Genomic DNA, 14442 nt, shown 5'->3' on the forward strand with positions numbered 1-14442 from the left:
AAAGCATATACATGCTTTTTATGTCAAACTTACGGAGACTAGGGTACATTTCTGGTTTTTTCACCAGTATAAAGCTGACGAGGTCTACCTATTCTTGATTTTGTAGCAACCATTTCCATCCAATGACTCATCCAGCCTACTGTACGAGCAAGGGCGAATACTACAGTAAACATATTAGTTGGAATACCTATAGCACTCAAAGTCAATCCTGAATAGAAATCAACATTTGGATAAAGTTTTTTCTCAATAAAATAATCGTCTTCAAGGGCAATGCGCTCTAATTCCATGGCCAGTTTGAATAAAGGAGCATCCTTTGCACCCACTGCCTCCAAAACATCGTAGCAGGTTTGACGCATTACTTTAGCCCTGGGATCATAGCTTTTATATACACGATGACCAAAACCCATTAAGCGGAATGGATCATCTTTGTCTTTTGCTCGTTTAATATAATGCTGAATTCGATCTACACTTCCAATTTCTTTAAGCATGTTTAAGCACGCTTCATTCGCACCTCCATGAGCTGGACCCCATAACGCCCCAATACCTGCAGAAATGCACGCAAAAGGATTGGCTCCCGTTGAGCCAGCAAGCCTTACGGTTGAAGTTGATGCATTTTGCTCATGATCAGCATGTAAAATAAATATAGTATCCATTGCACGTACAAGAACTGGATCAGGAGTTGATTCTTCTGTTGGAACGCTAAACATCATGTGTAAAAAGTTTTCGGCATAGGACATTTTATTTTGAGGGTAAATATAAGGTAGTCCTATGGAGTATTTATAGCTCATAGCAGCAAAAGTAGGCATTTTTGCAACCATTCGAATTGCTGAAATAAAGCGATCTTCTGCATTATTGAGATCCATGGTATCGTGGTAGAAAGCAGATAGGGCGCCAACCATTCCTACCATAATTGCCATAGGATGGGCATCACGACGAAAACCATTTAAGAATTGATACATTTGCTGATGTACCATAGTATGGTTATTAATTAAGCCGACAAATTTTTTCTTTTCTTCAGCATTTGGTAATTCGCCATTAAGTAAAAGATAACTTATATCAAGAAAATCTTTTTTCTCAGCCAGTTGTTCAATTGGATAGCCTCTATAGAGCAAAATACCTTTATCACCATCAATGTAGGTGATTTTAGATTCACAGGACGCAGTGGATAAAAAGCCTTGATCAAAGGTAAATACGCCACGAGCACCCAGTTGTGTGATATCAATCACATCGTTCCCTAAAGTTGGTGTGTAAACGGGTAATTCCAGTGGCTCTTGGCCTTCAATACTGAGTTTAGCTATTTTTTTAGTCATTGCTACTCCTGATTAAGGATACTTATTGTTTGTGGGTGGCACTATATACAAAACGAGCACTTACAGTCAATTTTATTATGGTTTAGAATTTGAAAGAATTACAGTGGGAAATAGTAAAATTATTGAGATATTGCTGTAGTGCAGCATGATTTATAGTTTCTGCCTAGTCAATCTAAAATTATTTAAAGTTTTCTATTTTTCACTTAGTCGTATTTAGTACAGACATTTAATTAAATGCGTCTATATGCTATTCTTCATCATTAAAATTTTTCATCAAGGATACGTCCAAACTATGGTTTATCTAGCGAAAGAAGTCTTGCCAGTTAATATTGAAGATGAGTTAAAGCAATCCTACCTGGATTATGCAATGAGTGTCATAGTAGGCAGAGCCTTGCCTGATGTACGTGATGGACTTAAGCCTGTTCATCGACGCGTTCTTTACGCAATGAGCGAGCTAGGTAATGATTGGAATAAACCTTATAAAAAATCTGCACGCGTTGTAGGGGATGTGATCGGTAAGTACCACCCTCATGGTGATACAGCAGTTTATGATACGATTGTTCGTATGGCACAGCCTTTTTCGATGCGCTATCTTTTGGTAGATGGTCAGGGTAACTTTGGCTCCGTGGATGGTGATGCCCCGGCAGCAATGAGGTATACCGAAGTAAGAATGTCTAAAGTCGCGCATGCTTTGTTAGCTGATTTGGAAAAAGAGACGGTCGATTTTAGTCCTAACTATGATGAAACCGAATTTGCCCCAGTGGTATTGCCTTCAAGAGTACCTAATTTATTGGTGAATGGTTCTTCCGGTATCGCTGTAGGAATGGCGACTAATATTCCACCCCATAATCTTACTGAAGTGATAAATGCATGCATTGCTTTAGTTGATGATCCTGAAATTGGTTTAGATGAGATTATGCAAATTATCCCTGGCCCTGACTTTCCTACTGCTGCCATTATTAATGGTAGAGCCGGAATCATTCAAGGGTATCGTACAGGAAAAGGGCGCGCTATTATTCGAGCTCGAACAGAAATTGAAACTGATGAAGATACTGGTCGCCAATCGATCATCATTACTGAGCTTCCTTACCAAGTTAATAAAGCACGTTTGGTTGAGCGAATCGCTGAATTAGTAAGAGACAAGAAAATTGAAGGAATTTCGGGCTTAAGGGATGAATCAGATAAGCAAGGAATGCGTGTCGTTATTGAGTTAAAACGACAAGAAATTGCAGATGTTATTTTAAATAACTTATATACCCAAACTCAAATGCAAAATGTTTTTGGAATTAACATGGTTGCATTGGTTGATGGCCAACCGCGTACCTTGAATTTGAAACAAATTTTAGAGTATTTTATTAAACATAGGCGTGAAGTAGTAACGAGAAGAACTTTATTTGAATTGAAAAAAGCGAGAAGTCGCGCGCATTTGTTAGAAGGTCTAGGAATTGCTTTAGCCAATATCGATGAGATGATTGCTTTAATTAAACAATCACCAACTCCCCAAGATGCAAAACAAGCGTTACTTGCAAAACTATGGCAACCAGGTTTAGTCAAAACAATGTTGGAACGAGCAGGTTCGGATGCTTCACGACCGGATGATTTGGCAGCTGAATTTGGTTTGAGTACTGAAGGTTATAAGTTATCAGAGGCACAAGCTCAGGCTATTCTTGAATTAAGACTCCATCGATTAACTGCTCTTGAACAAGATAAAATTTTGGACGAATTTGAAGAGTTATTAAAGCTTATTCGGGAATTATTAGAAATATTGGCCTCACCAGAACGCTTGATGCAAGTCATTCGTGATGAGTTTGTTGAAATAAAAACTCAATTTGGTGATGAGCGTCGTACTGAAATTATTGAATCCCAAGAAGATTTAACTATTGAAGATTTAATTACCGAAGAAAATGTTGTTGTAACCTTATCGCATCAAGGCTATGTCAAGTATCAACCAATTAGTGCATATCAAGCCCAGCGTCGTGGAGGCAAGGGAAAATCTGCTACAAATGTTAAAGATGAGGATTTTGTTTCTCGTTTAGTCATTGCAAGTACGCATGATACTTTGTTGTGCTTCTCGAACCATGGAAAACTTTATTGGTTAAAAGCATATGAACTTCCTTTAGCAAGTCGTATTTCTCGTGGCAGACCAATAATTAATATATTACCACTTGCTGAAGGCGAGGAAATTAATGCCATGCTGCCAGTAAGAGAATATTTGGATGGGTATTATGTATTTATGGCAACTAAAAAGGGTACTGTAAAAAAAGTACCTTTAAATGCTTTTAGCAGACCACGATCTAATGGAATTATTGCCGTAGATCTGGACGATGATGATAGTTTGGTTGGTGTGGATATTACTGATGGCAGCAAAGATATTATGTTGTTTACAGATGCGGGTAAGGTCGTTCGTTTTGATGAAAATAAGGTAAGACCTATGGGGCGCACGGCGCGTGGAGTTCGCGGTATTCGTATCGAAGAAGAACAGGCGGTAATTTCTTTAGTTGTTGCTCATCCCGACGGAACTATATTGACTGCGACAGAAAATGGATATGGTAAACGTACTTCAATCGATGAGTATCGCGTTTCTGGGCGAGGAGGGCAAGGTGTAATTTCAATACAGGTGAATGAACGTAATGGTAAAGTAGTTCGCTCAGTGCAAGTAACTGATGCAGATGAAGCCATGCTGATCACTGATAAGGGTACGCTAGTGCGCTTTAAGGTTAATGAATTATCAGTTATTGGCAGAAATACTCAAGGTGTTCGTCTTATTAATGTGAGTTCGGGTGAAAAAGTAGTTGGAATGCAAAAGATTGAAGATTTAGGCGAGGACTCCAATGATATAAATAATGACTCAGTTGAAATTGAAGAAAGTAGTGATGACAACCCGAGTATATAATTTTGGTGCAGGACCCGCGATGCTTCCGGAGTGTATACTTCGAGAAGCCCAAGAAGAATTCCTTGATTGGCAAAACTTAGGTATTTCTGTTCTTGAGGTTGGGCATCGTAGTTCTGAATTTATGACCCTACTAAACCATGCGGAACAAACACTTAGGGAATTATTAACTATTCCTAAAAATTATCAGATCCTCTTTTTAGGAGGGGCTGCTCGTACGCAATTTGCAATGATTCCAATGAATCTTTTGCACCCGAATGAACAAGCAGGTTATGTAGTTACTGGAGTTTGGTCTCATATAGCTTTTTCTGAAGCACAGAATTTAAAAAAAGCATATTGTATTGCCAGCAGTGAAAAAAATGCCTATAAAACTATTCCCAGTCAGCAAAACTGGGAATTCAATGAAAATACTGCTTATGTTTATTATACTGCCAATGAAACGGTTAATGGCGTTCAGTTTCATTATGTTCCTCAAACTAAAGGAATTCCTTTAGTTGCTGATATGACTTCTTCTCTACTTAGTGAGCCTTTGGATGTTAGCCAATTTGGTTTGATTTTTGCGGGTGCGCAGAAAAACATAGCTAATGCGGGTTTAACTATAGTGATTATACGGGATGATTTATTAGAAAGAGCGCCTAATCCCCCTGTACCAACAATGCTTCATTATAAAATTCATGCGGAACATCATTCACTTTATGCTACTCCGCCAGTATTTAATTGTTATTTAGCTGATAAAATGTTTCGTTGGATAAAAGCACAAGGTGGCGTGGATGCAATGTATCGGCTCAATTGCCAAAAGGCGACGAAATTATATAAGTATATAGATAGTTCAGATTTTTATAATACTGACATCGATAGTGATGCGCGTTCGATAGTTAATGTATGTTTTTCCCTTAAAAATGCCCAGTTAGAAAGAGAATTTCTTAGATTGGCTCAATTGAGAGGTTTATATGCATTAAAAGGTCATAGGCTAGTAGGTGGGATTCGTGCAAGTCTCTATAATGCCATGCCTATGGCTGGAGTAGATGCTTTAATTGAATTCATGTCTGAATTTGCAAAGGAAAATAAGCTGTGAGAATACACAATTTTATAAGTAAACCTGTTGTCTCGATAAAAGGAGAAATTACTGTTCCTGGAGATAAGTCGATATCACATCGCTCTATCATTTTTGGTTCTATCGCAAAAGGAACAACAGTTATTAATGGATTTCTTGATGGGGATGATTGTCTCGCTACTTTGAAAGCGTTTCAAGCAATGGGAGTCACAATAGAAGGCCCAGACGAACAGCAGGTAGTGATTTATGGTGTAGGCAAATATGGGTTGAAAAAACCCGAGCAGGTGATTGACTGTGGAAATTCAGGGACTAGTATACGTCTATTAGCTGGATTATTGGCTGCACAAGCCTTTGATAGTCAGTTAACAGGAGATGAGAGCCTTTTGAAAAGGCCCATGTTGCGGATTAGCAAACCACTTACTTTGATGGGTGCGGATATTTCAACAATTGATGGAAAGCCACCAATAACTATTAAGGGTGGAAAAAAACTTCATGGTATCGATTATGTCATGCCCGAAGCCAGTGCCCAAGTTAAGTCATGTATTTTGTTAGCAGGTCTGTATGCTGAAGGTGAGACATTGATTACTGAAACGGGAGTGAGCCGTGATCATACAGAGCTGATGCTAAAATATTTTTCATATCCAATAAAACGTTCAGGAAATACTCTGGTAATTAATTCTGATCATGAGTGTTTGGCTACTGAAATATATGTTCCTGGCGATATTTCTTCTGCAGCATTTTTCATTGTTGCAGCAACAATTATTCCTGGATCGGATGTACTAATACGAAATGTGGGTATAAATCAAACACGCACGGGAATTATTCATATACTGTTGGAAATGGGAGCCAAAATTACTCTTTTGAATCAGCGTCAAGTTGGTGAAGAATGGGTGGCTGATCTGCGCGTTCAATATGCTCATTTGAAAGGAATCAATATATCTGCAAATATGGTTCCGCTTGCAATTGACGAATTTCCTGTTATTTTTATAGCTGCTGCTTGTGCTCGCGGACAAACTACTCTTCGTGGTGCAAGTGAATTACGCTTTAAAGAAAGCGATCGAATTGCTGCTATGGTTGATGGTCTAAAAAAATTAGGAATTCAAGCAGAGGCATTAGATGACGGAATTTTCATTGAAGGAGGCACCTTACAAGGAGGTATTGTTGAAAGCAGAGATGATCATCGTATTGCTATGTCTTTTGCCGTTGCAGGAGCTGTAGCCAGTGCCCCAGTTACTGTCAGAAATTGCGCTAATGTAGCTACCTCATTTCCTTTGTTTGTAGAAACAGCCAAGCAACTTCAACTTCAAATAGAGGAATCAGTTGATAATGTACAATAACGATGTACCTGTAATAACCCTGGATGGACCAAGTGGCACTGGTAAAGGAACCTTATGTCAGTTGCTTGCAAAGCAACTGAAATGGAATATGCTTGATAGTGGCGCAATTTATCGTGTTTTAGCTTATGCAGCGAGAAAAAATAATATTGCTTCCAACGACACAAAACAATTAGTAGGGCTCGCTCGTTCTCTTAACTTGAGGTTTGATTTTTGTGATGAATATGGCTCTCGAGCAATTCTTGATAATGTGGATGTCAGTCGCGAAATTCGAAGTGAACAATGTGGCCAGGACGCATCTCAGATCGCGGCTATTCCTGAAGTAAGAGAGGCTTTGCTTGAACGCCAACGTAATTTTGCTCAACCCCCAGGTCTGGTGACAGATGGTAGGGATATGGGAACTGTAGTTTTTCCTAATGCTATTTTGAAAATATTTTTATATGCAAATGCAGAAGAAAGAGCAAATAGACGATATTTACAGTTGAAAGAAAAAGGAATTAATGTTAGCCTCGCGCAGGTTGTAGAAGAATTGGCTACGCGTGATGTAAGGGATACTGCACGAACGCATGCGCCATTGAAGCCTGCGTCTGATGCAGTGCAAATTGATACAACCAGATTATCCATTGTACAAGTGTTCGATAATGTATTAAACTTAATTAATGAACGTCTATATAGTGTTTAAGTGTTTGTTGGGGGAAAGATGAGTGGAGCTCATTCTTTCATTATTTTACTAAAGAGTTTATAAACATGTCTGAAAGTTTCAAAGAATTGTTTGAGCAAAGTATTGCCGGCGCTCAATTTTATCCTGGTGCTATTATTAATGCCAAAGTTATTGGTATTGATAGTGATTATGTCATTTTAAATGCGGGTCTAAAATCTGAAGGTATTGTACCTAAAGAAGAGTTTTATGACAAAGATGGCGCATTGGAAGTAAATTTGGGTGATACGGTTGAAGTAGCCTTGGATTCTGTGGAAGATGGCTATGGCGAAACAATCCTTTCAAGAGAAAAAGCAAAACGTCAGGAAGCTTGGCGTAAACTATCCAAATCACATGAAAACAATGACACAGTTACTGGACTTATTTCTGGAAAGGTTAAGGGTGGTTTTACTGTTGAAATTGGTTCCATACGCGCATTCCTGCCTGGCTCATTAGTGGATGTCAGACCTGTAAGAGATCCTTCTTATCTTGAAGGCAAAGAGCTTGAATTCAAAGTAATTAAAATGGATTTAAAGCGTAATAATATTGTGGTATCACGTCGTGCGGTTGTTGAAGAAGAAAGCAGTGCCGATAGACAAGCATTACTTGAATCCTTACATGATGGTCAAGAACTGCATGGTATTGTTAAAAATCTTACCGACTATGGCGCATTTATTGATCTAGGTGGTATAGATGGTTTACTGCATATTACTGATATTTCTTGGAAACGTGTGAAGCATCCAAGTGAAGTATTATCCGTTGGCCAAGATATAAAAGTAAAAGTATTAAGTTTTGATAGCGAACGCAACCGTGTTTCTTTAGGTATGAAACAATTAGGAAATGATCCTTGGGTTGATCTCGTTGAACGTTATCCTATAGGTAAGAAACTACAAGGTAAAGTAACTAATATTACTGATTATGGTTGCTTCGTGGAAATTGAAGAAGGCGTTGAAGGCCTCGTTCATATGTCTGAAATGGATTGGACCAACAAGAACGTACATCCAAGTAAAGTAGTTGCACTGGGTGATGTTGTTGACGTTATGGTTCTTGAGATTGATGAAGAAAGACGTCGTATTTCTTTAGGTATGAAACAATGTGTTGGCAATCCTTGGCAACAATTTGCTGCAAGTTACAATAAAGGGCAGAAAGTAAGTGGCAAGATTCGTTCAATCACTGACTTCGGAATCTTTATTGGTTTAGATGGAGATATCGATGGCTTAGTTCATTTATCTGATATTTCTTGGACAACTCCTGGTGAAGAAGCAGTAAAACAATACAAAAAAGGACAAGAGATTGAAGCAGTTATTTTAGCTATTGATCCTGAACGCGAGCGTATTTCTTTAGGAATTAAACAACTTGAAGGAGACAGCTTTGCAAGTTTTGTAGATGAGTACACTAAAGGTGCGATAGTTAAAGGTACTGTTACTGCTGTAGATCCAAAAACAGTTACTGTAGCATTAGCTGACGATATTACAGGTACTATTCGCGTAAGTGAATTATCTGATGAGCGTGTTGATGATGCCACTACTGTTGTCAAAGAAGGTGATGAAATTGAAGCAAAAATCATAAATGTTGATCGTAAAAATCGCTCAATCACACTTTCAGTAAAAGCAAAAGACGCACAAGATGAAGCAGATGCCATTAAGAAGTACTCCAGAACCGAAGGTTCTTCAACTACTACTTTAGGTGATTTGCTCAAGGAAAAAATGGCCAGTAAAGAAAGTGAATAATTTTTACTGCTAATGTGTTAAAAAGCGTAGATATATCTACGCTTTTTTTGTTTTGTTAACCTGGGTGAAATGAGGTGTAGTCCAGGTTAATATAGCTATTATTTCCTAGAGGGTTCATGGGGTCTTACCCTGAGTCTTCTATACAATTTGCCGAAAAGCTATGTTTGATACATTTTGAATGAAAATGAGTCTCAAAAGCGCAGCATAAAGTGTTATGCGGGCATTTTTGAAAATTATTTTCGTCCAACCTGAACTCAAATCTGACTTTTCCCAAAGATTTTTGACTAAGTGACAGGGTTTTACCCATGCTACAAAAAAGGAAGACTTCAATGCGCATATTAATGCTAGTTATTTATATTCTTCTTATTGTTATTGGTGTTAGCTTTGCTGCCTTAAATGCGACATCGGTAGATGTTAATTTTTATTTTGAAACACTATCAATGCCTATTTCTGTTTTGATGACGATTATGTTGGGGATTGGTGTTTTAATAGGCTTTATATTTTTTATAGCACGCTATTGGCGCTTAAAAGCAGAGTGTCATAGACTCAAAAATCAATTAAAATTAACCGAAAAAGAAATTAAGAACTTACGTTCAATCCCATTGCAAGATCAACACTAGTTTTATTATTATAAATATAACATGCACAGAGGAGGGTAATAATGATAGATTTATGGCCATTACTATTGCCTGCTGCTGCATGGTCCGGTTGGTGGATGGCAAATCGTAGTAAATCTAAAGATATTCCAAACCTTGCTAATCGCTTATCTCGTGAATATGTTGTAGGGCTTAACTATCTATTAAATGAGCAATCTGATAAGGCTGTTGATATATTTATTAAGTTATTAGAAGTAGACAGTGATACGGTTGAAACCCATCTTGCTTTAGGAAGTTTATTTAGACGTCGAGGGGAAGTTGATAGGGCTATTCGTATTCATCAAAATTTAATCGCTAGACCTCAATTAAGTCTGGTACAAAAAAAAGAGTCTTTAATGGCTTTAGGCCAAGATTATATGAGTGCGGGCTTATTCGATAGGGCAGAACGAATTTTTTTAGAGGTGGTTGAATTAGGTGGTTCAAAAGAAACCAGTAGCCTACATGGTTTGTTGGCAATTTATCAACAAGAGAAAGCTTGGGAAAAGGCATTAGATGTAATTAAAAAATTAGAAATTACAACAGGCACAAGTTTTCATCACCAAGCGGCCCATTATTACTGTGAGATGGCAGGCCAGGCATTAAAAACTAACTCTTTAGATAAGGCTGCTTATTGCATCAAACAAGCAATTAATGTTGATGCAGCCTCTGTTCGTGCGAGTTTAATGCATGCAAGCTTGGAAATGAAAGAGGGACGTTACAAACAAGCAATCCGCTCATTAAAAAAAGTTCCTCAACAAGACGCTGACTTTTTAACAGAGATTATTGAACCTTTAGTTTTATGCCATAAAAAATTAGATAGCATGGATGAATGCATCAAATATCTTGAGCAAACTTTAGCAGATAATCCTAGGGCTTCAGTAATTTTTGTTATAGCGGAATATTTAAAACAACAAAAAAATATGGATGCAGCAATAGATTTTGTGGCTGATAATTTGAGTAAACATCCATCTATACGTGGTTTGAATCAATTAATATATTGGCATCTTGAGTCTGCTCATGGAAAAGTACGCGACAAATTACAAATGCTTTATGATATAACTAGTAAATTTTTAGACAATAAGCCAGTATATCGATGTATACACTGTGGGTTTGGTGGAAAACATTTACATTGGCATTGCCCTAGTTGTAAAAACTGGGGAAGAATGAAGCCAGTTCATGGCTTGGAAGGGTATTAACTATTTTTAAAAGAGACTATGATGCAATTTATCGATTTAAAAAAACAATATTCAATAATTGAACACGATATTTTAAACAGCATAAGAAATGTTTTGAACCATGGCCAATACATTATGGGGCCCGAAGTAGCTCAGCTTGAAAAGCAATTGGCTGAATTTGTCGGAGTGAAACATGTTATTGTTAATTCAAGTGGGACTGATGCATTGTTAATGGCGCTTATGGCTTTGGAAATCCAGCCTGAAGATGAAGTCATTACTACGCCTTTTAGTTTTTTTGCGACCACAGAAGTGATCAGTTTATGTCAGGCTAAGCCAGTTTTCGTGGATATTGACCCACTTACTTATAATATGGATCCTAATCAATTAGAAAGTGCCATTACCAATAAAACTAAGGCAATAATGCCCGTGGGTTTATATGGTCAATGTGCTGAGCATGATGAAATTAATGCTATCGCTGAAAAATACGGCATTCCCGTAATTGAAGATGCTGCCCAAAGTTTTGGTGCAACATATAAAGGGCGGTACTCTTGCGCTTTATCTACAATTGGATGCACAAGCTTTTTCCCATCTAAGCCTTTAGGAGGCTATGGAGATTCAGGTGCATGCTTTACTAATGATGATGAATTAGCGCAAAAACTTATTGAAATACGGATTCATGGCCAAAACGCACGCTATTGCCATAATCGTATTGGCATTAATGGGCGAATGGATACGATTCAGGCTGCGGTTCTAATTGAAAAAATGAAACTTTTCCCTGATGAAATTATTATGCGTCAAAGAGTGGCTAAAGCATATGATCAAATGTTATCACCTTTAGTAAAAATACCATTTATTCATAGTTATAATACAAGTGTATATGCACAATATACCATTGAAGTAAGTAATCGAGATGCTTTTCAAAATGCAATGCAAGAATTAGGAGTTCCTACGGCAGTACATTACCCTGTCCCTTTGCATCAGCAAACCGCCATGGGTTATTTAGGTTATAAAATAGGTGATTTTCCTCATGCAGAGCAAGCAAGTCGCCGTGTTATTAGCTTACCTATGCATCCTTATCTGCAAGAAGCAGAACAAAGCAAAGTAGTTGCAGCAGTTAAAAAGGCTCTCACATTACACGAAGAAGAGGTAATGGCATAAAATGTCATCTAAATTAATTGTTGCATTAGATTTTCATACTGAGGATGAGGCTTTAAGTTTAATAGAAAAACTCGATCCTCAACAATGTGCCTTGAAAGTAGGAAATGAACTTTTTACTTTATTTGGAACTCAATTTGTAAAGCGGTTGATCCTAAGGCAATTTAAAGTTTTTTTAGATTTAAAATTTCATGACATTCCTAACACTGTTTCACAGGCATGCAAAGCTGCTGCTGATCTAGGTGTTTGGATGATGAATGTACACGCAGCTGGTGGTGCAAGCATGATGCACGCGGCAAGGGATGCAATTGAGTCTTATGGTGCCGCTAGACCTTTACTGATTGCAGTAACTGTTCTTACTAGTTTTAATCAAAATGAATTGAGTGCCATAGGTATAAATATACCCATAATAGAACAGGTAAAAAAATTAGCGGTTCTGGCAAAAGAATCAGGCTTGGATGGTGTTGTTTGTTCTGCCCAAGAGGTAAAAGTCATAAAAAGTATCTGTGGGACTCAATTTTTAACGGTTACACCAGGTATACGATTAGAAACAAGCCCAAAAGATGATCAATCGAGAGTTATGACACCAAAGCAAGCCATGGAGACTGGTAGTAATTATTTAGTAATTGGTCGTCCAATAACAAAAGCATCAGATCCTCAAAGGGTTATTTCTGAAATTATAAAAGATATAACTTAACTTTTTAATTGGTGAGTTTTGCTAAATCTTAAAGTGTTTTAGATAGCAATGATATGTATTTCTTATCTGTTCATAAATAATGACGAGATGGTGATCGTTCTGCATGCCAGCCCAAACCTGGCTAATATTGCAGGTAAAATTCTCCTCTAGAGAGGGAATTAGTAGCAAGTCCTTTTAATCTCCTAAAAAATTCTTCAACCTTTTACAATTGTATTTTGATGCACAGTAATTTCAATAGGCATTATCCTGAATTTTTAAAAAGTAGGTGTAACTGAAGACAGATCTGTTGTTTACCCTATTGCCTCAAAGAATTTAAGAGGCGACTTTTTGATAAATGGCACCAATAAATTAGACACTGCCAAACGATTTTTTAGACATTGGCGAGTAACACTCGCCATGCGAGGGTAAATTTCTGATAAGTTATGAAAACAAGTCAAAGAGCTGTTAGATGATTATACTTCTTCAAAAATTGACACTCCTTTGGGGAATAGCCCAATCCAAATCAAGAAAAAATTACTTCATGCTTTGAATTAAGAAGTAATGAACAAATTAAAAAATTCATTTTTTATTAATGGCGATATTTATTAATATTCAGTATCGATGCGCAATCATTGGAAAAAAATGATACTGAAGATAATGTATCAAGTGTAACGAATCGGTTTAATATGGCTGATATTTGAGCAATTCGTCTTATGGGTTATATAAAATAAAGTTTTATTGCCATGAATAACAACTGTAGCAATTTTTGCTGAAAGTCGTAGGAGAGCAAATCACTTCTTTTGCCCATGAATGAAACAGTTAAAGACACGGTTTGATATTGTGCTGAGCCTCGAGTTTTATTTCGGGGTGTCGTTCTATAAATTCATCTAGAATGCTGAGAAAAGCTTTTCGGAGTCTAGGGGCACTTTTGACGAGTATTCAATTTCATAGCCCAATGCCTTTAAAGGTTCCACAAAATCAATTACGTCTACAACCAAAATCGTAGTTAAGAAGTTATCTTCTCCATTCTTTTCTAACTCGATTAAATTATCGTCACCTTTCTCACAAGGAAGAGTGGTTCTCTCTTTAATTAAATCTATTACAGATTGATTTTGATCTGGTGAATAATCCAACTCATGAACTAGTATAAATAATAGAAATAAATCTTTTTTAAACGAGAGATCATCAATCTAATTTAAATTCTTTTGTGCTATTAATTTATTATATAGTTCCTTATATTGAGCAAAAGCATGAGGAGCTTTTTATTTTAATTCTAATACTCTTAGATAAGCATGCCCATAGTCATGTTGGGTAGAATGGAACGAGCTATTTTTGAACAAGCCTGCATGAACAGGATAGGGAGACGAACTAAAACCAACTGGAAAATAATCGTTCAATTAAGTTATTCATCTCCTCACGTAATCTTTTAATATTAATCACATCGTTAGATGCTAATGCTTCCTCAAATTGTAGATAGATGAGTATGCTACTCATTTTTTTGTCATACATTAACATTTTCTGTTTTTCTTTTTCGTAAGTAAGCGATATTAAATCAATTACTCGATTTTTTTTATTTACAGAAGATTGAAAGAATGTAGGATAAAAATTTGGGAGTTTAGCTGTTTTAATAACATCATCTTTGTGGCTCATAACTAAATCAACTTGATTAAGCAATGGCTAAATGTATCGCAAATAGCTTAAACTAAAATTAACTTGCTAAGAAATAATGGGGTCACGGATTAGCTCAATATTGCTGTTGCAGAAGGAGGGAAGCGGGCATGGGAGA

General features: G+C 37.1%; 11 protein-coding genes. 9 read left to right on the top strand and 2 right to left on the bottom strand.

What is annotated here, in order from left to right:
* Window positions 1-38: 38 nt before the first annotated feature.
* On the bottom strand, window positions 39-1310 hold the full coding sequence (gltA, locus tag EKG34_RS08275) for a citrate synthase (protein ID WP_003636961.1): 1272 nt from the start codon (window positions 1308-1310) through the stop codon (window positions 39-41).
* Between the two features lie 292 nt (window positions 1311-1602).
* Between gltA and gyrA the strand changes: the two genes are divergently transcribed.
* From gyrA to pyrF, 9 genes are all read left to right on the top strand, one after another.
* On the top strand, window positions 1603-4203 hold the full coding sequence (gene gyrA / locus EKG34_RS08280; protein WP_003636963.1) for a DNA gyrase subunit A: 2601 nt from the start codon (window positions 1603-1605) through the stop codon (window positions 4201-4203).
* Window positions 4184-5275 (top strand): 3-phosphoserine/phosphohydroxythreonine transaminase, encoded by a 1092-nt coding sequence (serC, locus tag EKG34_RS08285; RefSeq protein ID WP_003636964.1) that lies wholly within the window; start codon window positions 4184-4186, stop codon window positions 5273-5275. The genes gyrA and serC overlap by 20 nt, the downstream gene beginning before the upstream one ends.
* A complete protein-coding gene (gene aroA / locus EKG34_RS08290) occupies window positions 5272-6591 on the top strand; it encodes a 3-phosphoshikimate 1-carboxyvinyltransferase (RefSeq protein WP_003636965.1) in 1320 nt (439 codons plus the stop codon). Before serC ends, aroA begins: the two co-directional genes overlap by 4 nt.
* The gene (gene cmk, locus EKG34_RS08295; RefSeq protein ID WP_003636967.1) at window positions 6581-7270 is read left to right on the top strand and encodes a (d)CMP kinase; all 690 of its coding nucleotides are present in this window, start codon (window positions 6581-6583) and stop codon (window positions 7268-7270) included. The genes aroA and cmk overlap by 11 nt, the downstream gene beginning before the upstream one ends.
* 65 nt (window positions 7271-7335) lie before the next feature.
* Entirely contained in the window at window positions 7336-9015 is a 1680-nt protein-coding gene (gene rpsA / locus EKG34_RS08300) for a 30S ribosomal protein S1 (RefSeq protein WP_003636969.1), read from the top strand.
* A gap of 329 nt (window positions 9016-9344) precedes the next feature.
* On the top strand, window positions 9345-9635 hold the full coding sequence (locus EKG34_RS08305; RefSeq protein ID WP_003636970.1) for a LapA family protein: 291 nt from the start codon (window positions 9345-9347) through the stop codon (window positions 9633-9635).
* A gap of 41 nt (window positions 9636-9676) precedes the next feature.
* Window positions 9677-10846: a lipopolysaccharide assembly protein LapB gene (gene lapB / locus EKG34_RS08310; RefSeq protein WP_003636971.1), complete on the top strand. Its 1170-nt coding sequence runs from the start codon at window positions 9677-9679 to the stop codon at window positions 10844-10846.
* 21 nt (window positions 10847-10867) lie between these two features.
* Entirely contained in the window at window positions 10868-11983 is a 1116-nt protein-coding gene (locus EKG34_RS08315) for a DegT/DnrJ/EryC1/StrS family aminotransferase (RefSeq protein ID WP_003636972.1), read from the top strand.
* A gap of 1 nt (window position 11984) precedes the next feature.
* Window positions 11985-12677, top strand: a complete 693-nt coding sequence (gene pyrF / locus EKG34_RS08320) for an orotidine-5'-phosphate decarboxylase (RefSeq protein ID WP_003636973.1) — start codon at window positions 11985-11987, stop codon at window positions 12675-12677.
* 1347 nt (window positions 12678-14024) lie between these two features.
* Here pyrF and EKG34_RS08335 read toward each other — a convergent pair.
* Window positions 14025-14306, bottom strand: a complete 282-nt coding sequence (locus EKG34_RS08335) for a hypothetical protein (protein WP_012979134.1) — start codon at window positions 14304-14306, stop codon at window positions 14025-14027.
* Window positions 14307-14442: the final 136 nt, after the last annotated feature.

This window comes from Legionella longbeachae, from assembly GCF_004283175.1.
Lineage (GTDB): Bacteria > Pseudomonadota > Gammaproteobacteria > Legionellales > Legionellaceae > Legionella > Legionella longbeachae.

What these genes read in the sequence shown, in the direction of transcription:
- gltA (WP_003636961.1), bottom strand. Translation starts at nt 1,310, where the DNA reads ATGACTAAAAAAATAGCTAAACTCAGTATTGAAGGCCAAGAGCCACTG.
- gyrA (WP_003636963.1), top strand. Translation starts at nt 1,603, where the DNA reads ATGGTTTATCTAGCGAAAGAAGTCTTGCCAGTTAATATTGAAGATGAG.
- serC (WP_003636964.1), top strand. Translation starts at nt 4,184, where the DNA reads ATGACAACCCGAGTATATAATTTTGGTGCAGGACCCGCGATGCTTCCG.
- cmk (WP_003636967.1), top strand. Translation starts at nt 6,581, where the DNA reads ATGTACAATAACGATGTACCTGTAATAACCCTGGATGGACCAAGTGGC.
- rpsA (WP_003636969.1), top strand. Translation starts at nt 7,336, where the DNA reads ATGTCTGAAAGTTTCAAAGAATTGTTTGAGCAAAGTATTGCCGGCGCT.
- EKG34_RS08305 (WP_003636970.1), top strand. Translation starts at nt 9,345, where the DNA reads ATGCGCATATTAATGCTAGTTATTTATATTCTTCTTATTGTTATTGGT.
- lapB (WP_003636971.1), top strand. Translation starts at nt 9,677, where the DNA reads ATGATAGATTTATGGCCATTACTATTGCCTGCTGCTGCATGGTCCGGT.
- EKG34_RS08315 (WP_003636972.1), top strand. Translation starts at nt 10,868, where the DNA reads ATGCAATTTATCGATTTAAAAAAACAATATTCAATAATTGAACACGAT.
- pyrF (WP_003636973.1), top strand. Translation starts at nt 11,985, where the DNA reads ATGTCATCTAAATTAATTGTTGCATTAGATTTTCATACTGAGGATGAG.
- EKG34_RS08335 (WP_012979134.1), bottom strand. Translation starts at nt 14,306, where the DNA reads ATGAGCCACAAAGATGATGTTATTAAAACAGCTAAACTCCCAAATTTT.